Origin of the sequence: Peribacillus sp. AS_2 (assembly GCF_026891895.1) — a bacterium.
GTDB classification, from domain to species: Bacteria; Bacillota; Bacilli; order Bacillales; family DSM-1321; genus Peribacillus; species Peribacillus frigoritolerans.
The window spans coordinates 80,151-103,394 of the sequence record NZ_JAPTGA010000012.1; the positions used below are offsets into that span (position 1 = coordinate 80,151).

A 23,244-nucleotide genomic window follows, 5' to 3' on the forward strand; every position below is an offset into this window, starting at 1 on the left:
TAGGTATAAAATGGAGCTGTTTTGTGAATATATGTAAAAGGAATAAAAAAGGCACTTAAACATCCTTTAGTGTGAATAATAACGTTTACTGTAAAGGTTACAAACGGTTTTTAGTAAATGTAACTGATGTTTTTTATGGAGGATTGACGTGATGTTTCAGAATATTGGGATTCCAGGCTTGGTCGTAATACTTATCATTGCGCTTGTAATTTTCGGTCCGAAAAAACTACCTGAAATTGGTCGAGCATTTGGACGGACATTAACGGAATTCAAGGGTGCAACAAATGGATTAATTTCTGATGAAGATAAACAGGAAGAGAAAAAACATGAGTTATCGATTGCTGAAAAGAAGATGCTGGATAAACAGTAGCGTCCATAGTGGTATGCAGGTGGGCATTTTTCATATAACTGGAGGTGGCCACCTTGGAAAACAAAGATATCTCATTGAACATCTTGATGAAACTCGGCAACGAATGATTTCGTTGGTGCGATAGTTTTTGTTGAAGACATAATTAAAGATCTTGGGAGCGATTTAGCTATCCTGGGACCAAGTGATATTTTATGGGTGTATACGATTATTTCGTGTGTTTTTGCCATTGCGGCTACGATTCCTGTAGTTGCCTATCAGACTTGGGAATTTATAGCATCTGCCCTGACAAAAGAAGAACGCAAAGTGACTCAAAACGTTTATCCCAGGATTATTCATTTGTTTATTGTCGGAATCTCTTTTGGATACTTTTTGTTATTATCCATTGTGCTGGAATTTTCAACAAATATGTCAGCAGTGATTAGGAATTCTCAATCCAGTAAGGTTGGCAAAAGCGTGGAGATTATCCTATTTTTTTCTGGTAGTCGTATCAATTATGATTACTCCTCCGGATTTCATATTGGATATACTCGTCATTATTCCTTTACTGGTTCTTTACTTATTAAGTGTCACCATATCCAAGATTGCTTATAAGAAAAAGGTAGTAAGCGATGCATCAATGTGATAAGAAAATTCACACCTTGATTATGAAATAGGAGGTTTTTTTTTGTCGGACAAAGAGAAAAGTCAAATAGAAAGACAAGGTAGTACGAGACGTACCTTTTTAAAGAATTCCGGTTTAGCTGTTGGAGGGCTTATTTTAGGTGGAGCAGTTGGAAGCATGTTTGATAGAAATTCGGAAAGTGGTGTGAAAACAGAACAGAAGAGTCAAACTCAAGCTAATAATCCGAATGAAGCCCTGATGTTTTTTTATCCAGAAGAATATCAGACGACAGCGGCAGCTGCAGAACGCATTTTCCCAAAGGACGATCTTGGACCAGGTGCTATGGAATTAAATGCGGCGATTTATATTGACCATCAACTCAACAGTGGGTGGGGCGTAAATGAAAAGGATTATAAACTTGGACCCTATTATAAGCCAGAGCCAACACAAGGTGAACAGAATAAACTTTACCGAAAAGATTTGTTCCGGCTAGGCTTAAAAGAATTGAATACATATAGCTACAAAAACTATAAAAAGAAATTTACAGAATTAGAGGCTAATGAACAGGATGAAGTGTTAGCTGCGTTCGAGAAAGGTAAAGCAAGTTCGCTTTCTGGTGCATCTTCATCGGCATTTTTCCAATTGTTAAGAACTTTGACCATTGAAGGTGTTTATGCAGATCCATTGTACGGAGGAAACAAGGAAATGCTAGGCTGGCAGATGCGAAAGTATCCTGGTTCCCGGATGAGTTATACAAAAGAAATCCAAAGTAAAGAATTTTTAAAGCTAGATCCAAATAGCCTTCAAAGTCATATGAAACATTCATGATAGAAAGGGATGAAAAACATGGCAAAAAAACTACCTAAGGTACCCGTCGTTGTTGTCGGGATGGGCTGGGCTGGAGGTATTATTGCCTCGGAATTAACAAAAGCAGGAATCAAAGTCGTTGGACTAGAGCGCGGGAAAGAACGGGATATGAGTGATTATTTAATGGTGCATGACGAACTGCGTTTCCAACATCGTGAAGAGTTAATGCAAGATTTATCAAAAGAAACTATTACTCATCGTAATAACCAAAAAATGAGAGCACTCCCTATGCGTAATTATGGAACTTTTATCGTAGGTGAAGGTCTTGGAGGAGCTGGTAGTCACTGGAATGGACAGACCTACCGTTTTCTTCCATATGATTTTGAAATTAAATCACTAACTGAAAAAAGGTATGGTAAAAATAAAATTAAATCAGACTATCCGATTCAAGACTGGGGCATTACATATGACCAAATCGAACCATATTATGATACTTTTGAAAAAATGGCAGGAATATCTGGGGAAACTGTTAAGTTATATGGAAAACGCTCAAATCCTTATCCAACAGGACCGATGATAAAAACACCTGTATTAGCGGAATTTGAACAAGCAGCGAAGAAGCTTGGCTACAAACCATATATGATCCCATCTGCAAATCTATCAGAGAATTACGAAAACCCTGATGGTATTTCACGTTCAGCCTGTCAATATTGTGCATTTTGTGAAAACTTCGGTTGTGAGTATGGTGCAAAAGCAGATCCAGTTGTTACGGTCATTCCTGTTGCCAAAAAAACTGGTAACCTTGACCTGCGGACATACTCAAACGTCACCCGTATTTTAAATGATGGTACGAAAGCGACAGGTGTTATTTATGTAGATACCTTCACGGGTGAAGAATTCGAACAACCGGCAGAAGTAGTGGTCTTAGCGAGTTATGTATTTAATAATGTTAGACTTTTACTTAATTCAAATCTTGGAGTACCCTATGATCCAAAAACCAGAAATGGTGTAATTGGTAAAAACTATTGCTACCAAGTGAGTTCAGGATATTCAAGCCTTTATTATAATGACCGTGAATTCAATATATATGGAGGTGCAGGTGCATTAGGCATTGAGATTGCAGAATTTACAGGTGATAATTTTGACCATTCGGATGTAAACTTCCTTCACGGAGCAGGAATTCGTACAACCCAGTATGGGAATAGACCTATAGCTAATAATAACTCACCAATCGGAACACCTTCATGGGGTGCGGAATTTAAAAAGCAATCAATCAAATATGCCAATAGCATCCTGCAAGTCAAATCACAGGGTGCAAGTATGCCACACATACAAAACTACCTTGATCTGGATCCTACTTATAAAGATGTATACGGTATGCCTTTATTACGGATGACATATGATTATACTGCCCAAGACCGTGAGTTAGTAAAATACATGGCGAAAGTAACAAGATCGATTGCTAAAAAAATGGGTCCTGATCATATTGATACGGTTGCTGAACAAGCAGATTTTAACGTAAACACAGATACGAATACGCATAACACAGGCGGCGTCATCATGGGGGCTGATCCAAAAAATTCAGCAGTTAACACTTACCTGCAAATGTGGGACGCTGAAAATGTATTTGTTGCGGGTTCTTCAGCATTTCCTCATAATAGTTCGTTCAACCCAACTGGTACTTTAGGTGCCTTTTCATATAGAGCAGCAGAAGGGATTGTAAAGTACCTTAAAAAAGGTGGTTCCCTCGTATAAGACAGCTTTTCCTTTGACCTAAAAATAACATGACCTGTTCCCACAATAATTGGGGGCAGTTTTTTAATTTTAGGATGCTAAAAAAACAAACATGCATGGGCTCCATTTAAGACTAAGGGTATCGTTTAAGGTACATATTAAACTTAATACCAAAAACTTAAGATAAGGGGGTTTATAAAATGAAAGGCAAATGGAAAATCACTATTTTATCCGCATTACTTTCGGTAAGTTTTCTGTCAGCATGTAACGCCGGTAATAACGACTTTAATGATCAAGAGGAAGTAGATTATCGTCCTGTTCGAAATGACACGGACACGAATCCAAATAATAATGATGATGATGATAATCGATCATTCAAGCACGATGAAAACCCTGATCAAACGGATAAACAAATGGAAAAAGGCAATAACCTTGAATTTAATAAAACGAGAGGCGATTTATAGAACCTCTAATAAGAAGACAATATTTTATTTGGGATACCATTGGAAAAACGCCCAAAATCCGATTTTCCTCCCGTTTGACTTTACTTCTCATTCTTGCATAAATGTATTCCATGGAGTTGACATGATAAAATGAAATTTAACAAGAAAAAAATCAACGTTGTAGATATTCAAAAAGCGAAGAAAAGCGTGTTTGCTACAGGGGTAGGAAATGCTATGGAGTGGTTTGATTTTGGCTTATATTCCTATTTGGCTGTTATCATTAGTCAAAACTTTTTTAGTGCTGTTGAGAATGATGAGCTAAAATTAGTGTTCACCTTTGCAACGTTTGCGATTGCCTTTTTAATGCGCCCAGTAGGGGGTATCATATTTGGTAAAATCGGAGATAAATTAGGTAGAAAAGTCGTTTTAACAACCACGATTATTTTGATGGCTTTTTCAACATTACTAATCGGTTTATTACCTACATATGATCAAATCGGTATATGGGCACCTATACTCTTATTAATAGCTAGAATTATTCAGGGTTTTTCAACAGGTGGCGAATACGCTGGTGCAATGGTTTATATTGCAGAATCTTCTCCAGACAATAAACGCAATTTGCTTGGAAGTGGATTGGAAATTGGTACGCTAATTGGTTATATATTAGCTTCATTACTTGCCAGTACACTCTTTATCACTCTTTCCGATCAACAGATGGCCTCATGGGGTTGGAGAATACCGTTCCTACTGGGCTTACCTTTAGGGCTTATTGGATTGTACTTAAGAAAAAGTTTAGAAGAATCACCGATTTTTGAAAATGAACTTTCTGATGATGAAGGCCAAGATGAAAGCTTTGTATCTATTTTCAAAAATCACAAAAAGGATATTCTTGTATGTTTTGTAGCTGTTGCATTCTTTAATATTACAAGCTATATGCTATTATCATACATGCCTTCTTATTTAGATGAGATTATTGGATTATCCAGTACAGTAGGAACCCTATTAATTACGATACTAATGATTATTATGGTGCCACTTACTTTAATGTTTGGAAAGCTCAGTGATAAAATTGGAAATAAGACTGTTTTCTTAATCGGTTTAGGCGGTTTAAGTCTATTGTCTGCACTTGCTTTTTATTTAATAAACTTGAATGCTTTAGTATTTATTTCGTTAGGTGTTCTAATTCTAGGTGTTCTGCTTTCAATTTATGAAGGCACAATGCCTGGATCGTTACCAACCATGTTCTATACTGATATTCGATATCGAACATTATCGGTGACCTTTAATGTCTCGGTTTCAATATTTGGTGGAACTACCCCTTTAGTTTCCACATGGTTAGTTCACAAAACGGGGAATAACTTAGCACCTGGTTTCTATCTAACAGCCGTGAATATTATCGGGTTTTTAGTGATATTATTCTTGTTCAATAGTACTTCAGGAAAATCGCTAAAAGGATCTTACCCAACAGTAGCTTCAAAATCTGAATTTCAAGAAGCTGTTGAAAATCCAAAAGATTCCCTATGGTGGAAAACGGAACAAAGAGAAAAATAAAAAAAGCACACATCCAATGGGAGGACTACTCGAAATACAGGCACTCAAACATGAGCGTCTGTATTTCGGGTTTTGTGCTACTCACGAATAATAAAGTTGTTTAAAAATAGAAAGAAGAAGGAAAGCGATAGAGTTATTTAAAGAAATGGGTTACGAATAAGTTTCCTTTTCTCTTAGGGAACTGCTGGACAATTACCCAATTATCACCTGGGGCACATTGATGCTAATAAGGTAGAAGAGGTAGCGGGATTTTAACAGCTCCTATTATGCTTTTGCTGATGGATCAAAAGGAATTTTTACAAGAGGTTCGCTTTGATCATTTAAAGGATGAACAGATTTACGAGATGTATACTCGATAAACCCTTAATTTATGAAAAGATGTGAAAGGATATTTTGAAAATTAGGGAATGATGCCATAAAACAACGGTTCTATACCTTAAGCTTATTGGTACGGAACTAGAAATAATAGATATACAAAATACTGTCTTTGTTTATAGCTATAGACAGTAACCCATATACAGAATGGTCTATATTTTAAGGAAAATTGACTGTGGGTTTTTTTGCCCTGTAATTATTTCGACATTGAGATATATTGATTTGAGACAATGTTGTTGACAGTGAATAGTATTCATGATAAATTATCTTTAAGTAAAGATATATTAATTCAAGATAATGAGAAATACCTAATCAAACCCCTATAATGAATAGCCACTCTTTTTGAAGGAAAAATATAGGGGATTAAGGAAAACGTTAAATATCCAAAAATTGAATCGTTTTAATGGGAGGAATAATGTATGAATGGTTTAAAAGGTATACACCACGTAACGGCCATAACAAGTAGTGCTGAAAAAAATTATGAATTTTTCACAAATATATTAGGCATGCGTTTAGTCAAGAAAACCGTTAACCAAGATGATATCCAAACCTATCACCTGTTTTTTGCCGACGATGTTGGCGGTGCGGGTACTGACATGACATTCTTCGATTTTCCTGGAATTCCAAAAGGGGTGCATGGGACTAATGAGATCTCTAAAACATCCTTCCGTGTACCGAATGATGCGGCATTGGAGTATTGGGTTAATCGCTTCGACCGTTTAGAAGTAAGTAATACAGGAATCCAAGAACAATTTGGTAAAAAAACCATTTCGTTTGTGGATTTTGATGATCAGCAATATCAATTGATCTCAGATGAAAATAATGAAGGGGTTGCAGCTGGAATTCCTTGGCAAAAAGGACCGATTCCTCTGGAACACGCTATTACAGGATTAGGACCAATTTTCATTCGTATCGCCAACTTTGATTACTTTAAAGAAATGATGGAAAAAGTCCTATTATTCAAAGAAATAGACAATGAAGGGTCATTTCACCTATTTGAAGTAGGGGAAGGCGGGAATGGTGCACAAGTGATCGTCGAGCATAATTCGACCCTTCCTCAGGCTCGGCAGGGTTTTGGGACTGTTCACCATACAGCCTTCCGTGTTGAAGACCGTTCCGTTCTGGAAGAATGGATCAAACGAATGGAAAGCTTCCAATTTCATACGTCCGGTTATGTCGATCGTCACTTTTTTGAGTCGCTTTACGTACGAGTGGCACCGCAAATTTTATTCGAGTTTGCCACGGATGGTCCTGGATTTATGGGGGATGAGCCGTATGAAACGCTTGGGGAAAAGTTATCCTTACCACCGTTCTTGGAACCGAAAAGGGATCAAATCGAAAAGTTGGTCCGTCCCATTGATACAGTAAGAAGCACCAAGGAATTCATTAAAGAATAATTGCGAATGATATATTGGTTTATGCCCATACTAAAATAGGTAGAAATAAAAAATGGAATAATCATTTGAAATAGAAAAAATGTTCTGGAGGAATGAATCATGACAAAAGACTTTTACACGGCCATTAAAGAAAGACGTTCATATTATGCAATCAATAAAGAAGTCCAAGTATCGGATGAGAAAATTAAAGAAATAGTTGAATTTGCGGTAAAACACACGCCATCGGCTTTTAATTCCCAATCCTCCCGCCTTGTTGTTTTAACAGGATCGGCACATGATAAATTATGGGATATTACGACGCAGGCTTTAAGGAAAGCGGTTGGTGAGGGGGATTTCTCTGGCACTCAACAAAAAATGGATTCCTTCAAAGCCGGATATGGGTCAATATTATTCTTTGAAGATGAATCTGTAGTGAAATCACTTCAAGAACAATTTGCAACGTATGCCGATAACTTCCCAATCTGGTCACAACAAACATCAGGCATGCATCAATTAGTTGTTTGGACGGCACTTGAAGCAGAAGGATTGGGAGCAACTTTACAGCATTATAATCCTCTAATTGATGATGAAGTGAAAAAAGAATGGAATGTTCCAAGCAATTGGAAATTGATTGCGCAAATGCCATTTGGAAATCCAACAGCTCAACCGGGTGATAAAGAATTCAAACCACTTGAGGATCGTATCAAATTTTATAAATAAAGAGTACCGATAAGAGAAACTTTGTTGAGAGCCAATTCTAATTGGCTCTTCAGTTTGTAGACAAAAGGGGTTCGGAATTAAAATATTCTGAACCCCTTTTGAAATCCCCTTTGAATTTTCGCCTAAAGTTAAGAGATTGCGGCTCTACAAGCCCACATGTTAGGCCATTTTTGGACCTCGCCATGTCCAATTGGCCATCTTCTTTAAATGAATGGCAGTGAAAGTTAGTGTCGCCTGCACTGACAATTTTTTAAGTCCCCTTAAAGTAGTCCAACGCATACCATGCTTTTCTTTTGCATCTGCGAATATACGCTCAATCGTTTCTATACGTTTTGCATATATAGGTTTTACATCTTGATGATGACGCAGATGATCTGCTTCTTCCACATGTGTTTGCCAGATATGCCATGTCACCACTTTTTGACAGTCTTTGCTTTCTGTACACCGAGATAAAAATGTGCATGTTGTACAAATATGTTTTGGCGATTTGTACTCGCAATAGCCCTCTTTATTTGTTGTTGAGTACTTTAAAGTTTCGCCCGAAGGGCAAAGGTAACAATCAAAGTGTTCATCGTATACATTGTCCTGTTTGCGGAAAAACCCTTCTTTGGTGCGAGGACGTGTATAAGGTAAAGCCGGTATGATTTCTTTGTTAAATAGGTAGCTTATAATCGCTGGTGTTTTATAAGCTGCATCTGCGGCAAAGGCTTACGATTTTCCAACTTTCTCAATCACTTGTTCAACTAGTGGCTCTAAGGTCTGGACTGTCATGTGTATTTCCAGGTGTTACGATCATTCCCAATACAAAACCGTTGCGGTCTGCGGCCGCTTGGAATGAATAGTCAAACTTTTTTGTTCGGAAATTTATCTGGTGGAAAAGACTTTTTTCCATGGTTTTCACGATCTTGATTGATTTGAAGACTTCCTTGATACGCTTGAGTTTCTTTACGAACGATTTTCTTTTCAAATTTCCGTTTATTCGCACTGGCTTTCACATGTGTGGAATCCACGAAAACGTGTTCAGCACTTATTAACTTTTTATTAGCAGCTGTTATTAAAATGCGATAGAAAATCTTCAAACAGGTCTGTATCTTTAAAGCGTCGCTCATAATTTTTCCCGAACGTGGAGTAGGAGGTACTTTATCATGGAAACCATAGCCTAAGAACCAACGGTAAGCCATATTGGTTTCAACTTCTTCAATCGTTTTACGCATGAAACGCATACCGAAGGTATATTGAATGAAAGTCAGTTTAACTAAAATAACTGTATCAATACTTGGGCGTCTTAACTCTGAATACCATATCTTTCACCAAGTCATAAATGAAAGTGAAGTCAATGGGAGCCTCCATTTTACGAACCAAATGGTTCGGTGGCACCAGTTGATCTAAAGTAAACATTTCAAGTTGATCTCGCTGAATAGAATCATGTTTAGAAAGCATCCTCATCACCTCAAGTTTTAATACTTCTATTTTAAAACAAAAATGAATCCAGGCAAAAGTGTTCTAGCTAAAAGGTAAGACAAAGTTGATTGGAGCGGGTGTTCGAGACTCCTGCGGGGAAAGCGCGTCTAGGGGAGACCCCGCAGGCGAAAGCCGAGGAGGCTCCCCGACCGCCCGCGGAAAGCGAGTGCCTGGAGTGGAAATCAACGTCCAAATTGTACAAGCCATAAAAATAGACAAACTCGATTTTCATCGAGTTTGTCTCCAGTCTGGAGAGCCAATTCTAATTGGCTCTTTTTTGTTTGAGCTCATTTGCCCATATTTTTTGTTTATTGCCGTGTGTGGAAAGTGACTATACCTAATATAAAAGTTTTATAAGTAATAATTCTCCTTTTTATTCAATTCATTGAAAATAAGAGCAATTCCTTGCTCAAGTTTTTGTATATTTGTATTGGACACGTTTAGTTTTAATATTTTTTCCTGGTGAAAGCCATCTATATAATTTTGACCCATCGTCTCTACCAGTACTTGTTGATTCTGTAAGTTATTGATGAGGTGAGCACTATTTAAACGATAAGGCAGTACGATATGAGCGTTCATACATATAGATGCTGGGCGATAAAAGTCTGAAGCAGAGTGCTTTTCTAGAGCATCATATAGCAAGTTTGCACGCAATGAATAGGAAAGGCGCACTTGGTTTCTATGGTGTTTAAACATACCGCTTTTTATGTAGATTTCCAATGCTGCTTGTGAAATCATGGAACTATCAATATCAGACGTTCTTTTATATAGTTGGAAGCTCTCCGTTAATGGTTTAGGCAATACGGCAACACCTATGCGTAATCCTGGAAACATTATTTTTGAGAAGCTTTTTAAATAAATGACCATGCTATCGGTATCCTCGGAAAAAATAGGGTCTACCTTCATATTTTCTTCGAAATCTGCTAAATAATCATCTTCTACAATATAGACTCCATACTTTACTGCAAGTTTTAGTATCTCTACTCTTTCCATTTTAGAATAAGAAGTCCCTAACGGATTATGAAAACGAGGCATCGTATAAAAGAATTTGATTTCCTGATCACTAAAAATCCGTTCTAACTCCCCTAAATCAATACCTTCTGCTGTTCGTTCGATTCCTAGCACGGAAATCTTGTACGCTTTCAATTGCTCCACAAATAGATGATAACTAGGCTGCTCAACAAGTATATGAGTACGTTCATTTGGAAAGGGGATTAACGTTAATAAGGAAAGTGCTTGCTGCACGCCAGAAGTAATGAAAATCTGTTCTTCTTTTGCGAAGACCTGATACTGCTCTAATTGTTTTTGTATCACTTTAATTAAAGAGGGCAGTCCTTTTGGAGTGCCATAGATAAACAATTCTTGCTGATAGGTATCGATGGCTTTGTTAATGCAATGTTGAAAGTCATGATACGGAAATTGATGCCAAGCGGGAGCGGAGGTAACAAAGTCGATGTCCGTTGTGGGTTCGCTTTTACCATCAAATTCTTTTTGTACGACATAATATCCGCTTTTAGGAACGGCGTAGATTAAATGCCTCTTTTCCAATTCTTGCAGGGCTTTCAAGACTGTACTTTTACTACATTGATGTTGATCGCTTAATTGACGGATAGATGGGAGTTTAAAGCCCGCTTTGAGCCGTCCATTCCGGATGAGAGATTCAAATTCATTAAACAAAGCTACGTATTTTAGCATGAATACCTCCTAAAACTGTACCGTTACAGATGCTTCATATTTGTATTGTATCGTAGTGGAACTTTTAATACGATACTAACAACCGGCCGGGTGTTGAAAAGGAGGATTACTCAATATGCCAGAAAATAAAAAAGCCTATCTTGCGGCGATACTTTATGCCATTATTATTGGATTTTCATTTTTCTTTACAAAAATATCATTAATGGAAGCTAGTCCGCTAGATACATTGGCACATCGATTTACGATGGCTTTCTTGATCGCCATAATTATTAAGCTATTAAGGAGGACATCAGTGAAAATGAGTGCAAAGGATTCTGTGAAAATTCTTCCGTTGGTGTTCCTTTATCCAATTTTATTTTTTACATTTCAAGTGTTTGGTCTCATTTATACCTCATCTTCAGAAGCGGGTATTATCCAAGCGACCATACCAATTTTTACGTTATTATCAGCTTCATTATTTTTGAAAGAATACGCAGGTAGAGCTCAGAAATTTTTTCTTTATTTATCTGTTACGGGGGTTATCTTTATCTTTGTCATGAATGACTTGCAACATGCGGCTCACAGTTGGATAGGAACGATCCTGATCTTATTATCCTCGATTGCCGCCGCTCTTTATAATGTGATAGCGAGGAAGGTAACAAAGCAATATTCACTATTTGCGTTAACGTATGTGATGACTTTCTTTGGTTTTGTGACTTTTAATAGTATGGCCGTCATTAACCATATAATTAACCATTCCATCAGTAGCTTTTTATTACCCTTCACAAGTAGTGCATTCCTCATTTCAATCGTATATCTTGGGGTATTATCGTCTTTGCTTACTGCTTTTTTATCAAACTATACATTATCTATATTACCAGCATCTAAAATGAGCGTTTTTAGTAATTTAGCGACATTGATTACGATAATGGCAGGGGTGATTTTCTTACATGAATCGATTCATTATTATCATGTAATAGGTGCAATAATCATTCTTGCTGGGGTAATCGGCACGAATTATTTTGGTGGAATTCAATCCAAACATAATAGTAAGACTTTTGCCGACCCATTGCCAAAAAGGGAGGTAAAGTAATGAATAAATATGTATTGTTACTCTTGATTAGTGGTATATGGGGATCTCAATTTTTCTTTATTGCATTAGTCATAGAAAATGTTGGGGTTATTACATTATCAGCCATCAAAGCATGCATCGGGGGTATCTGTTTACTCTTCTTTGGTTTGTTTTTATCAAAAGAAGAGCGAAAAGTACCCAGGGGTTATTATAAATGGTATATTATCATTGCTTTTTTCGAGGTTGTACTCCCATTCGTTTTTATTGCACAAGGCCAGAAATGGGTGCCTAGCAGCATCGCAGCGGTGCTGATTGGAATGGTTCCCATCTTTACCATCCTTTTTTTACTAGCATTTTTCAAAAGAAAAAGCACAGGGCCGCAGATTACAAGTATCCTATTCGGATTTGCAGGTATTGTCTTCCTTTCATGGCCGACACAAGGAATCCAAGACCTTTCTAACAGTATTCAGGGGAACATCCTCATGATATTGGCTGCTATGAGTTTTGGATTATCATTGATTTTCATGGAGAAATTAAACGAGGGTTCTTCCGTCATTCATATGAGAAATGTATTACTGATTGCCAGTGCATTGCTCATACCCATGTCCCTTTTGTTTGAGCAATCTTTCAAATTGGATATAGCACGATCTCAATCCATCTACTTAGCGATTTTAGGCATTTTCCATGCAGGTGTTGTTTATGCATTATTTAATAGGCTGATTCGGCAAGAAGGCGCATTATTTACTTCATATAGTAATTATATAGTGCCAGTAATCGGAATGATTTTAGGGTTTTTCTTTTTACATGAAGCGTTGTCCATTCATCAATTGATTGGAATGGGTATAATAATGATGTCATTAGTTTTTTTAGACGAAAAAATAATTATCAAATTGAAACGAAAGTAGTATTCTCGGAACTGAAGCATTTACTCAAGGAATGTTTATTTTTTCTGGATTGCTTATAATAGGTGTCATCACCCTATTATCATTAAAATTGGCGGATGCTTCAGGTGAAAACATAGGTAAAGAAGTAGAAGTCAATATTAATCGATAATAAAGGTTCTAAATGTATGGAAAATTAAAAGTGACTAAAAAAGAAACATCATTGGTAATCATAAGGTTTCCATGATGTTTCTTTTTTTATTTTCATATAGGAAATACATATATATGGGATGGAAATACCGGTTGAGCATGTCATCATTCAATCTAAATCGAAGGTTCTGGCCAATAAGACTTGTTTGTAGTTTTCGGCGGGATTAGAATGGAGATACAAGTGCTTTCGAAAAGACAAGGGGTTCCTTTTCTTTTCATGTACAGACATCATATTTATTCATTATAGGAATAACAGCAGAAATGAGGTGATGATGTGGAAATTCATTTGGTGGCAAAAGATGAGATTGAGGCTCAAGGAATTCGTTGGATCGTGGAGTCCCACCTAACGGGAGTTAGACTGATTTTATGGAAAACGATTGAAGAATTTGAAAAGGGCATACGCAATCAGCAACCTGAATTCGTTATTTTGGATATGGATATTTGGACGGATGAAAGTGAGGCGATGGGTGTTTCGTTAAAGCGGAGAGGAATTCGTTGGTTAGGGATTTCATCTGAGCGAATCTTTCAAACGGCTTATCGAGCCTTACGTTTTCGTGCTGAAGATGTTTTATTCCGTCCTTTTTCTTCGGCGGATTTGGTAAAACATATCCAACAATTACGTTTTCAATTGAGAAATGGTCCAGGTCATATCTCGTCAAACACCATGGATGATGAGAATGCTCTGGATATTGGGTATCCAGATTTCTTCTTGACAGACCGGAAGCATGAAAGCCGTATAACCATGGTCGCTTTCTTGACACCTGATAACAAGACCCTTCCATTAGTTTATGATGAACTGCAACGATATTCTTTTACTGGGAAGAATCAAATCTTCGCTTTATCGGATTTTATTTTATGTGTCCAGGAAACAAAGGAAATGGAGATATATAAGGAAGAGTATCAGGCCTTCCTTGCCCATTGGAAAGAAAGAATGGATGAGCCCCTTGCCATCATAATAAAGGCGGCAACATCAGATGAGTCTTTAAAAAGGATGTATCAGCAAACTCGTGAATTTACGAGACAAATCTTTTTTGATGGATATGATATCATCTTAGCCGAAAGTCAACAGACTTCCCCTCGAGAGATGGATCCCTTCCTCACTCCTCTTGAACAAAGACTATGGATAGAAATGCTCGAGCGACGGGATGCGAAGGCCATCAGGAACTGGATTGAGCGTGAATTCCTTACTTTCGAACGACCATACCCCGACCCGGAAATCGTTCGTATCCGCCTTACAAGCGTACTTGCACAGATTCGCAGGCATATGAAATCATACAACTTGCAGAATGCTTCACTGGAAGCCATATACTATGATGTATTTCAGCAAATTGTACATAAACCTGTCATCCATCAAATAGTGAAAGAGCTGCATGCGTTCACCACCCATATGCTTCTGCAGGATCATGGACAATTACAGGAAGGGGCACGCACAATCAGCGAAAAGGCAAGGGAACTGATCGAGTCCAACTATTGGGACGCACAGTGGAATCTAGCGAGTTGTGCAGATACTCTGCGAATCAATAAAAGTACACTCAGCCGTCGATTTGCGGCCGAATCAGGCGAGTCTTTTCGAAATACGCTGCACCAAGTTCGAATTAGGGAAGCTAAACGTTTATTAAAGGAAACGGATTTATCATTGGAGGAAATCTCACAATTGGCCGGCTATTCACATCAAACCTATTTCAATGCCAAATTCAAACTGCTTGAAGGTTATACACCATCAGCATATCGGTCTGGCTTATAAAAAGGACGATTCAATAAATGAATCGTCCTTTCAGTTTGTAGACAAAAGGGGTTCGGATTAAAAAATTCCAGTTGACCTTATTAAAAAGAATCATGTTAAGAAAGCATCCTCATCACTTCAAGTTTTATTAATGCTATATTAAAACAATGAAGACTTTAGGCAAAAGGGTTATATCTAAATGTTAAAACAAGTTGATTGGAGCGGATGTTCGAGACTCCTGCGGGAAAAGCGAGTCCAGGGGAGACCCCGCAGGCGCAAAGGCGCCGAGGAGGCCCCCGGACCGCCCGCGGAAAGCGAGTGCCTGGAGAGGAAATCAAAGTTATAGTTTGTCTACAGTCTAAAAAAGGACGATTCAATAAATGAATCGTCCTTTCAGTTTGTAGACAAAAGGGGTTCGGATTAAAAAATTCCAGTTGACCTTATTAAAAAGAATCATGTTAAGAAAGCATCCTCATCACTTCAAGTTTTATTAATGCTATATTAAAACAATGAAGACTCTAGGCAAAAGGGTTATATCTAAATGTTAAAACAAGTTGATTGGAGCGGATGTTCGAGACTCCTGCGGGAAAAGCGAGTCCAGGCGAGACCCCGCAGGCGCAAAGGCGCCGAGGAGGCTCCCGGACCGCCCACGGAAAGCGAGTGCCTGGAGAGGAAATCAAAGTTATAGTTTGTCTACAGTCTAAAAAAGGACGATTCAATAAAATGAATCGTCCTTTCAGTTTGTAGACAAAAAGGGTTCGGATTAAAAAATTCTAGTTGACCTTATTAAAAAGAATCATGTTAAGAAAGCATCCTCATCACTTCAAGTTTTATTAATGCGATATTAAAACAATGAAGACTTTAGGCAAAAGGGTTATATCTATTTGTTAAAACAAGTTGATTGGAACGGAGGGTACGAGACTCCTGCGGGAAAAGCGAGTCCAGGGGAGACCCCGCAGGCGCAAAGGCGCCGAGGAGGCTCCCGGACCGCCCGCGGAAAGCGAGTACCTGGAGAGGAAATCAAAGTTATAGTTTGTCTACAGTCTAAAAAAGGACGATTCAATAAATGAATCGTCCTTTTTTATTTATTTCATAACAATGTAATTATTGAAATTATTCATAAAATAATAAAGTTAACTACAAAAATGTAAAATAGATTATAAAATAATCATTAAACTATAATTAATTATTCTGAATTTTTCTTATAGAATGAATATATAACAAAAACAAGGGGGAAATGAAAATGAACACGATTACAAATAAGGTTATCCGATATACTGGAACAGAATTGCATACTAAAGGATGGCAACAAGAAGCAGTGCTAAGAATGCTTATGAATAATTTGGATCCTGAAGTTGCTGAACGTCCAGAAGATTTGGTGGTATACGGAGGGATTGGGAAAGCAGCTCGTAACTGGGAATGCTTTGATGCAATCGTCAAATCACTAAAAGAGCTTGAAGAAGATGAAACTTTACTTGTCCAATCAGGGAAACCGGTGGCCATTTTTAAAACGCATTCGGATGCACCACGTGTCCTGCTTGCAAATTCAAATATCGTCCCTGCATACGCGAACTGGGAAACATTCCATGAACTTGATAAAAAGGGATTGATGATGTATGGGCAGATGACAGCAGGCAGCTGGATATATATCGGATCTCAAGGGATCGTACAAGGTACATACGAGACCTTTGCCGAGCTTGCAAAACAACATTTTAATAACTCGTTAAAAGGCACCATCACTCTAACGGCAGGTTTAGGCGGAATGGGAGGGGCACAGCCGCTGGCAGTTACGATGAACGGTGGAGTCTGTATCGGGATCGATGTAGATGAGACAAGAATTGACAGGAGGATTGAGACTCGTTATACCGATGTGAAAACGGATTCATTGGATGAAGCCATTCGTTTAGCGAATGAAGCTAAACTTGCAGGGAAAGCATTATCGATTGGTTTGATTGGGAATGCTTCAGATATTCTTCCGGAAATGATCGCAAGGAACTTCATTCCTGATGTCTTGACGGATCAAACTTCGGCCCATGATCCGCTAAATGGATATACTCCTTCAGGTCTGTCAATGGTGGAGGCTGCAGAATTACGGAATGCAAATCCAGAAGAGTATATTAAACTCTCTAAAGCTTCAATGGCCAAACATGTAAGGGCGATGCTTGAAATGATGGAAAAAGGAGCTGTGACGTTTGATTATGGCAACAATATCCGTCAAGTTGCGAAAGATGAAGGGGTAGAGAATGCTTTTGACTTCCCGGGCTTCGTTCCAGCTTATATCCGTCCGCAATTCTGTGAAGGTAAAGGTCCATTCCGTTGGGTCGCTTTATCTGGAGATCCAGAAGATATTTATAAAACAGACCAAGCCATTTTACGTGAATTCGCTGATAATGAACATCTATGTAACTGGATTAGAATGGCTCAAGACAAAATCCAGTTCCAAGGTCTTCCTTCCCGTATTTGCTGGCTTGGTTATGGGGAGCGCGCCCGTTTTGGTAAAATCCTCAATGATATGGTTGCAAGCGGTGAATTGAAGGCCCCGATCGTGATTGGGCGTGACCATTTGGATTCTGGCTCTGTCGCTTCGCCGAATCGTGAAACGGAAGCCATGAAGGATGGTTCCGATGTAGTGGCTGACTGGCCGATCTTAAATGCAATGGTGAATGCTGTGGGCGGTGCAACCTGGGTTTCCGTACATCATGGTGGCGGCGTAGGAATGGGTTACTCCATGCATGCAGGCGTTGTAATTGTGGCAGATGGCACAAAAGAAGCAGCAGCCAGGATTGAGCGAGTGTTGACAACGGACCCTGGGATGGGTGTAGTACGCCATGTTGATGCAGGATATGAACTTGCAGAGGAAACAGCCCGTGAAAGAGGTATTAATATCCCGATGCTTGATAAAGGAATTGATAAAAAATGACAAAGCCAATTTGGATAAAACATGCCGCTCAACTTGCTACCCTTACCTCTGAAAGGAAAGGTCCGCGTTCCAAAGAGGCAATGTCGGAGCTTGGTTTGATAGAGGATGGAAGTATATGGATGGAATCAGGGTTGATCCAAGCCGTCGGGACAACCAAGGAATTGGAAAAACTCTATGCTGATAGAATGCATGAAGCTGAAGTCTTTGATGCAACTGGCCATTTGGTGACACCTGGGTTAGTTGATCCACATACGCATGTTGTATATGGCGGGAGTCGGGAACGTGAATTTGAAATGCGGCTTGAAGGCGCAACATATATGGACATTATGAACGCAGGTGGGGGCATTCATGCTACCACCCGCATGACAAGGGAAGCAAGTGAAGAAGAATTGATGGAGCAAACCACGCGACGACTTGATTCGTTTCTCGCTCATGGCGTGACTACAGTAGAAGGTAAAAGCGGCTATGGAATGAATTTGGAAACCGAATTAAAGCAGTTGCGGGTGATGAAGAAGCTACAGGAAGAGCATCCGATTGATCTGGTTCCTACTTTTATGGGTGCCCATGCGGTTCCAAAGGATTATAAAGGCCGCGAGGATGAATTTGTCGATCATCTGATTAATGATATGCTTCCAATCGTCTCTGAAGAAAAGCTTGCAGAATTCAATGATGTCTTTTGTGAAAAGGGGGTTTTTACCCCTGAACAATCAGAGCGGATTTTAAAGGCGGGGAAAAAGTACGGCTTGATCCCTAAAATTCATGCTGATGAAATTGAGCCATACGGTGGAGCTGAATTAGCTGCGAAGATAGGAGCCATTTCAGCTGAGCATTTGTTAAAAGCTTCCGATGAGGGGATTACTGCTATGGCGAAGTCAGGCACGATTGCTTGCTTGCTTCCAGCCACTGCCTTGTATTTACGGGAAGAAGCGGCCCCTGGACGACGAATGGTTGATGAAGGAGTGGCTGTTGCCATTTCGACCGATTGCAATCCCGGATCTTCACCGACGACATCCATGCCGCTTGTCATGAATCTGGCATGCATTTCGATGCGGCTTACCCCTGCAGAAGCTCTTACGGCGGCGACATACAATGCTGCTTGTGCAATCAACAGGCAAGAAAGGGTCGGATCCCTTGAAGTCGGAAAACAAGCGGATGTCGTTTTATGGAATGTTGAAAACTATCAGGAGTTGCAATATTTATTTGGGGTCAATCACGTTAAGTCTGTATGGAAAAATGGAGTGCAAGTAGTGAATGATAAAGTGAAGACTGATACCAAAAGCCTGACTGGTCTATAAAATTCACTAATAGAAGAGAGTCTATACCCATCGAACCATAATTAGGTTGACCGGATCTCTCATGAAACGCCAATTTAATGAACCTTTAATCTATGTATCAGGAGCCTCTTTATATCCGCTGGAATTTTGGCGGATGTAAAAAGGCTTTGATACGTACAACATGATCTAACAGTATTCCGAATTGCCAAAGCAAGAGATGTATCTGATATTTCAGTTGCACGGGTATACATGCTTCTATCCATGGTGGAATGCCTATTAATGTGTTTTTTTATATTTTACTAGAACTTGGCCAGTATCCGATTATCATGTTTTTTTGTCTTGATCTGAGCTTCTCTAAGACCAGGATATTCATGGCTTTAAATTTATTACAGGCTGCATAATGCTGATGTTTAAAATCATTCAGTATTGCTGCTCTCTACCAAACATCAAGGAGTGATTACATGTTGAGAAATAACTATCGTTATTTTATCATTTTTATGATTATTGTTATTACAATCATAAATTATATTGATAGAGGTGCACTTTCATATGCCCAAGCTGAAATAATCAAGGAGTTCAATTTAGATCCAGTAAGTTGGGGAGCCATACTGGGGTATTTTGGATATGGTTATATATTCGGTGCACTATTTGGTGGTGCTTTAGCAGATAAGAAAGGTCCTAAATTCATGTGGATCATTGCCGGAACTACGTGGTCTATTTTTGAAATTGGGACAATCTTCGCAGGTCACATAGGTGCAGCATTATTTGGAGGCTCTGCCTTGGCAGGATTTGCGGTGTTTCGTGTTTTATTTGGTTTAGCTGAAGGACCTACCTTATCAACGATGAACCGAACGATGGCAAACTGGGTATCTCCTAAAGAAAAAGGGTTTGCTGTAGCACTTGGATTAGTTGGAACGCCAATTGGAGCATTAATTACTGCACCCATCGTAGTAGGTCTTCTAACATTCACTAACTGGAAAGTAACATTTGTTATTCTCGGTATATTAGGCTTTATTTGGGTAGCAATCTGGAACAAAGTATTTACAAACTTACCTGAAGATCATCCAAGAGTCTCGAAAACCGAACTCGAAGAAATTCGAAGAGCAGATATTTTAATAAAAGGTGAGACGAAATTAGACGAACAAATAAATGTACCATGGTACCATTTTTTTAAGAACCCTACGTTAGTATTTAATGCAATTGGATATTTTGCCTTTTTATATGTAAATATTTTATTACTTACATGGACCCCAAAATATCTGCAAGATGAATTTAATTATTCCCTTTCTTCTCTTTCATATATTGGTATGATTCCCTGGGTAGGAGCTATTATCACTGGATTATTAGGTGGTAAAATCTCAGATATATTACGCAGGAAAACAGGGAATTTACGTATTGCCAGATCTTGGTTCACAGTAGTCTCCTTATTTTGTACTGCTGTATGTTTTATGTTGATTCCGACTGTCGAGAGTGCGGCGGCCGTACTTGCTTTAATGTGTATAGGAAATGCCTTTAATTATTTACCTAATTCCATTTATTGGATCGTGGTTCTGGATACAGAACCGAATAAAGCTGGTACATTTGGCGGGGTAACTCATTTCATTGCCAATCTGGCTACCATTATTGCCCCTACCTTAACAGGAAGTCTTGTCGCCATATATGGATATAATGCCATGTTTATTGCAGCATCTATAGCCGTCACGATTGGCATGATAGCCATGGTTTTCGTGAAGCCTGGCAAACAAGGTAACTCATCGGAAACCACCAATAATATGGTTAGCTAAGATAAGGCATAAATGGATGTATATTGATTACGGATTATGTATTTCACTTTCAGAAGAAGTTTACAAGAGGAGCATCCGATTGATCTAGTTCCTACTTTTATGAGAGCCCATGCGGTTCAAAGGATAAAATAATGGCCATGAGCATGAATTTGTCGAGTAAAAACCCCTTTAACGCCATTTTTGAAGAGTGATTCTAAAAACTGGCCTTTAAGAATAACTAAAAAAGATCAGGCCTTGATCTTCAGTCAATATCTACCCATTTCAGCAGATGAATTGGGCTTTTTAGAAGTATTTATCCATATGTAATGGTGTTGAATAGTAGGATGGTGGTTTATCATCCTACCCATTGGCAGCATTAAACACTTTACCACTTTACAGTGAGATTAAATGAAAGTGTTTTAAGGAATTCGTGGAAATGAATCTTCCATGTAGAGGGAGTTTTATGTGGATAATCACTATCCATTCGAAAAATGGCATAAAAATGTTTGAGTTTAGCACAGAAAAGGAAGAAAGGGATAAATTTGAGGTAATGGAAGGCTGTAAAATCCTTAGTGAAGTCATTTATTTCAATGATAAACAATTGATTGAATCTTAAACTATATTTTCATATATTAAATAGAAATTAAAAGGTAGAATGATTTGATATAGTTTATAAAAAGAGTATATTTTTATAATATTCTTTGCTCAATTTTTTTATAGTATTAAGCTTAATCGTGCCATTCAATTTCTTCGCCACTCACGGCGTGTTACAGTTCTGGTGTTTTTTTTGAATCAATATATCTGATAAATCAAAAAATGGAGGAGATTCTTTGAACGAACAAAAATTCACGATTGACGATGCCCCGTTTAATAGGTTTCATTTTCGAATTGCAGGACTCACATTCGGTTCCAGTTTTTGTGATGGCTATTCTCTAGGGATCATTGCGATGGCCCTGACAGTATTCGGCCCTCAGATGAATATGAATTCATTGTGGACAGGGCTTATCGGCAGCTCTGCTTTAATCGGTCTGTTTGCGGGATCTCTAATACTCGGAAGACTTTCTGACCGTGTAGGCCGACAGAAAATCTTTCTCGTAAACTTTTTACTCATCACGGTAGCTACCATTTTACAATTTTTTGTTAGCAGCCCAGAAGAGCTTTTTATTTTACGGTTGTTGATTGGTTTTGGACTTGGAGGGGATTACGCTGTAGGTACGACTTTGCTTGCCGAGTTTTCTCCCAAAAAGTATCGCTCCTCGCTCCTCGCGTCTATAAACGTAGTGTGGACGCTTGGATATGTTGCATCAAACTTTGTTGGTCATTACTTGGGCCAGGTTGGTTCAGACTCATGGCGTTGGATGCTTGTCAGCGCAGCCATTCCGGCAATTGTGGTTTTAATCTTAAGAATAGGAACGCCTGAATCACCAAGGTGGCTTGTCAGCATGGGACGTGTCGAAGAAGCTCGCCAAATCGTAAAAAAACACCTTGGAGCGAACGTTGAAATGGGAGAAACGGCGACTGGCACAGAAAATCAAAAGACTCTGGGGTTTCGTGGGCTTTTCAGTAAAAGGCTTCGTAAGCGGTTGGCTTTTGGTGGAATATTCAAATTGACTCTCGTTATTCCATACTTTGCCATTTATACTTTCCTGCCTTCAATCCTTAGTTCAATGGGGTTTGAACAGAACTTTTTTGCCGATACCATGTTAAATCTATTCTTGCTTGTTGGGGCAATTATTGGTCTTTGGCTGCTAGCAAAATTTTCTCGTAGAGGATTTACCATCGGGGCTTTCACGATACTTACTGTTTCATTGTTTTCACTCAGCTTCTTACACAATGGTTCTCAATTCTTAATGTTGGTAGCCTTCTTGATCTTTACTTTTTTCATGTCAGCAGCATCGAACCTTACACTAGTATACCCAGCAGAGCTTTTTCCAACTGAAATCCGTGGCTCGGGAATAGGTATGGTTACGGCAATTAGTCGGATTGGTTCTGCGATTGGAACATTTCTGCTGCCTGTTTCTTTAAGTTCATTCGGATTAAGTGCCTCAATGGCAGGAATGGCAGCCATTCTGCTGGTGGGATTGATCGTATCGATAGCCTGGGCACCTGAAACAAAGAATCTTTCATTACATGAAGCAAGTGACCCATTGCTGGAAACGGAGAATTCTCCGAAAGGAACAGAAATTCCCTTTACAAAAAATGAAAAAATAACATAAGATAACTTCCAGTAAATAAATGAGAAGGACCAAAACTTTTTTCTCCTTCTTGATAAGTCATAGGAGAGGAGAT

General features: G+C 38.7%; 16 protein-coding genes and 2 pseudogenes. 16 read left to right on the forward strand and 2 right to left on the reverse strand.

Annotation, left to right across the window (positions count from 1 at the left end; all coding sequences use genetic code 11):
* Nucleotides 1-151: 151 nt before the first annotated feature.
* The 8 genes and pseudogenes from OTG27_RS20090 (at nt 152) to OTG27_RS20125 (ending at nt 7,977) form a co-directional block, all read left to right on the forward strand.
* The gene (locus tag OTG27_RS20090; protein ID WP_063576533.1) at nt 152-370 is read left to right on the forward strand and encodes a twin-arginine translocase TatA/TatE family subunit; all 219 of its coding nucleotides are present in this window, start codon (nt 152-154) and stop codon (nt 368-370) included.
* 13 nt (nt 371-383) lie between these two features.
* Nucleotides 384-992: pseudogene (gene tatC / locus OTG27_RS20095) on the forward strand (twin-arginine translocase subunit TatC).
* Nucleotides 993-1,034: 42 nt separating this feature from the next.
* Nucleotides 1,035-1,799 (forward strand): gluconate 2-dehydrogenase subunit 3 family protein, encoded by a 765-nt coding sequence (locus OTG27_RS20100; protein WP_268937890.1) that lies wholly within the window; start codon nt 1,035-1,037, stop codon nt 1,797-1,799.
* A gap of 18 nt (nt 1,800-1,817) precedes the next feature.
* Nucleotides 1,818-3,533 (forward strand): GMC family oxidoreductase, encoded by a 1,716-nt coding sequence (locus OTG27_RS20105; protein WP_268937891.1) that lies wholly within the window; start codon nt 1,818-1,820, stop codon nt 3,531-3,533.
* Between the two features lie 179 nt (nt 3,534-3,712).
* Nucleotides 3,713-3,976, forward strand: a complete 264-nt coding sequence (locus tag OTG27_RS20110; protein WP_268937892.1) for a hypothetical protein — start codon at nt 3,713-3,715, stop codon at nt 3,974-3,976.
* Between the two features lie 129 nt (nt 3,977-4,105).
* Nucleotides 4,106-5,506 (forward strand): MFS transporter, encoded by a 1,401-nt coding sequence (locus OTG27_RS20115; RefSeq protein WP_268937893.1) that lies wholly within the window; start codon nt 4,106-4,108, stop codon nt 5,504-5,506.
* A 794-nt stretch (nt 5,507-6,300) separates the two neighbouring features.
* Complete coding sequence (locus OTG27_RS20120; protein WP_063576529.1) at nt 6,301-7,278, forward strand: ring-cleaving dioxygenase; 978 nt, start codon at nt 6,301-6,303, stop codon at nt 7,276-7,278.
* Nucleotides 7,279-7,377: 99 nt separating this feature from the next.
* On the forward strand, nt 7,378-7,977 hold the full coding sequence (locus tag OTG27_RS20125; RefSeq protein ID WP_268937894.1) for a nitroreductase family protein: 600 nt from the start codon (nt 7,378-7,380) through the stop codon (nt 7,975-7,977).
* Nucleotides 7,978-8,136: 159 nt separating this feature from the next.
* Here OTG27_RS20125 and OTG27_RS20130 read toward each other — a convergent pair.
* Both OTG27_RS20130 and OTG27_RS20135 read right to left on the reverse strand, forming a co-directional pair.
* Nucleotides 8,137-9,417: pseudogene (locus OTG27_RS20130) on the reverse strand (transposase).
* Between the two features lie 372 nt (nt 9,418-9,789).
* Nucleotides 9,790-11,133 carry an aminotransferase-like domain-containing protein gene (locus OTG27_RS20135; RefSeq protein WP_268937895.1) on the reverse strand — a complete coding sequence of 448 codons (1,344 nt, stop codon included), beginning with the start codon at nt 11,131-11,133 and terminating at the stop codon, nt 9,790-9,792.
* Nucleotides 11,134-11,248: 115 nt separating this feature from the next.
* On the opposite strand from OTG27_RS20135, the gene OTG27_RS20140 reads away from it, so the two are divergent.
* From OTG27_RS20140 to OTG27_RS20175, 8 genes are all read left to right on the forward strand, one after another.
* Nucleotides 11,249-12,205, forward strand: a complete 957-nt coding sequence (locus OTG27_RS20140) for a DMT family transporter (RefSeq protein WP_268937896.1) — start codon at nt 11,249-11,251, stop codon at nt 12,203-12,205.
* A complete protein-coding gene (locus OTG27_RS20145; protein WP_268937897.1) occupies nt 12,205-13,089 on the forward strand; it encodes a DMT family transporter in 885 nt (294 codons plus the stop codon). The genes OTG27_RS20140 and OTG27_RS20145 overlap by 1 nt, the downstream gene beginning before the upstream one ends.
* A gap of 460 nt (nt 13,090-13,549) precedes the next feature.
* Nucleotides 13,550-15,019, forward strand: coding sequence for a helix-turn-helix transcriptional regulator (locus OTG27_RS20150; RefSeq protein WP_268937898.1), 1,470 nt, complete (start codon nt 13,550-13,552; stop codon nt 15,017-15,019).
* 1,222 nt (nt 15,020-16,241) lie between these two features.
* Nucleotides 16,242-17,918, forward strand: coding sequence for a urocanate hydratase (gene hutU / locus OTG27_RS20155; RefSeq protein ID WP_063576521.1), 1,677 nt, complete (start codon nt 16,242-16,244; stop codon nt 17,916-17,918).
* A complete protein-coding gene (gene hutI / locus OTG27_RS20160; protein ID WP_063576520.1) occupies nt 17,915-19,213 on the forward strand; it encodes an imidazolonepropionase in 1,299 nt (432 codons plus the stop codon). The genes hutU and hutI overlap by 4 nt, the downstream gene beginning before the upstream one ends.
* A gap of 440 nt (nt 19,214-19,653) precedes the next feature.
* The gene (locus OTG27_RS20165; RefSeq protein WP_187049260.1) at nt 19,654-20,976 is read left to right on the forward strand and encodes an MFS transporter; all 1,323 of its coding nucleotides are present in this window, start codon (nt 19,654-19,656) and stop codon (nt 20,974-20,976) included.
* Between the two features lie 442 nt (nt 20,977-21,418).
* Complete coding sequence (locus OTG27_RS20170) at nt 21,419-21,571, forward strand: hypothetical protein (protein ID WP_268565452.1); 153 nt, start codon at nt 21,419-21,421, stop codon at nt 21,569-21,571.
* Between the two features lie 214 nt (nt 21,572-21,785).
* Complete coding sequence (locus tag OTG27_RS20175) at nt 21,786-23,171, forward strand: MFS transporter (protein WP_268937899.1); 1,386 nt, start codon at nt 21,786-21,788, stop codon at nt 23,169-23,171.
* Nucleotides 23,172-23,244 lie beyond the last annotated feature (73 nt).

Coding starts and splice junctions, on each gene's coding strand:
- OTG27_RS20120 (WP_063576529.1), top strand. CDS start 6,301: ATGAATGGTTTAAAAGGTATACACCACGTAACGGCCATAACAAGTAGT.
- OTG27_RS20105 (WP_268937891.1), top strand. CDS start 1,818: ATGGCAAAAAAACTACCTAAGGTACCCGTCGTTGTTGTCGGGATGGGC.
- hutU (WP_063576521.1), top strand. CDS start 16,242: ATGAACACGATTACAAATAAGGTTATCCGATATACTGGAACAGAATTG.
- OTG27_RS20145 (WP_268937897.1), top strand. CDS start 12,205: ATGAATAAATATGTATTGTTACTCTTGATTAGTGGTATATGGGGATCT.
- OTG27_RS20125 (WP_268937894.1), top strand. CDS start 7,378: ATGACAAAAGACTTTTACACGGCCATTAAAGAAAGACGTTCATATTAT.
- OTG27_RS20135 (WP_268937895.1), bottom strand. CDS start 11,133: ATGCTAAAATACGTAGCTTTGTTTAATGAATTTGAATCTCTCATCCGG.
- OTG27_RS20115 (WP_268937893.1), top strand. CDS start 4,106: ATGAAATTTAACAAGAAAAAAATCAACGTTGTAGATATTCAAAAAGCG.
- hutI (WP_063576520.1), top strand. CDS start 17,915: ATGACAAAGCCAATTTGGATAAAACATGCCGCTCAACTTGCTACCCTT.
- OTG27_RS20165 (WP_187049260.1), top strand. CDS start 19,654: ATGTTGAGAAATAACTATCGTTATTTTATCATTTTTATGATTATTGTT.
- OTG27_RS20110 (WP_268937892.1), top strand. CDS start 3,713: ATGAAAGGCAAATGGAAAATCACTATTTTATCCGCATTACTTTCGGTA.
- OTG27_RS20090 (WP_063576533.1), top strand. CDS start 152: ATGTTTCAGAATATTGGGATTCCAGGCTTGGTCGTAATACTTATCATT.
- OTG27_RS20140 (WP_268937896.1), top strand. CDS start 11,249: ATGCCAGAAAATAAAAAAGCCTATCTTGCGGCGATACTTTATGCCATT.
- OTG27_RS20170 (WP_268565452.1), top strand. CDS start 21,419: ATGTGGATAATCACTATCCATTCGAAAAATGGCATAAAAATGTTTGAG.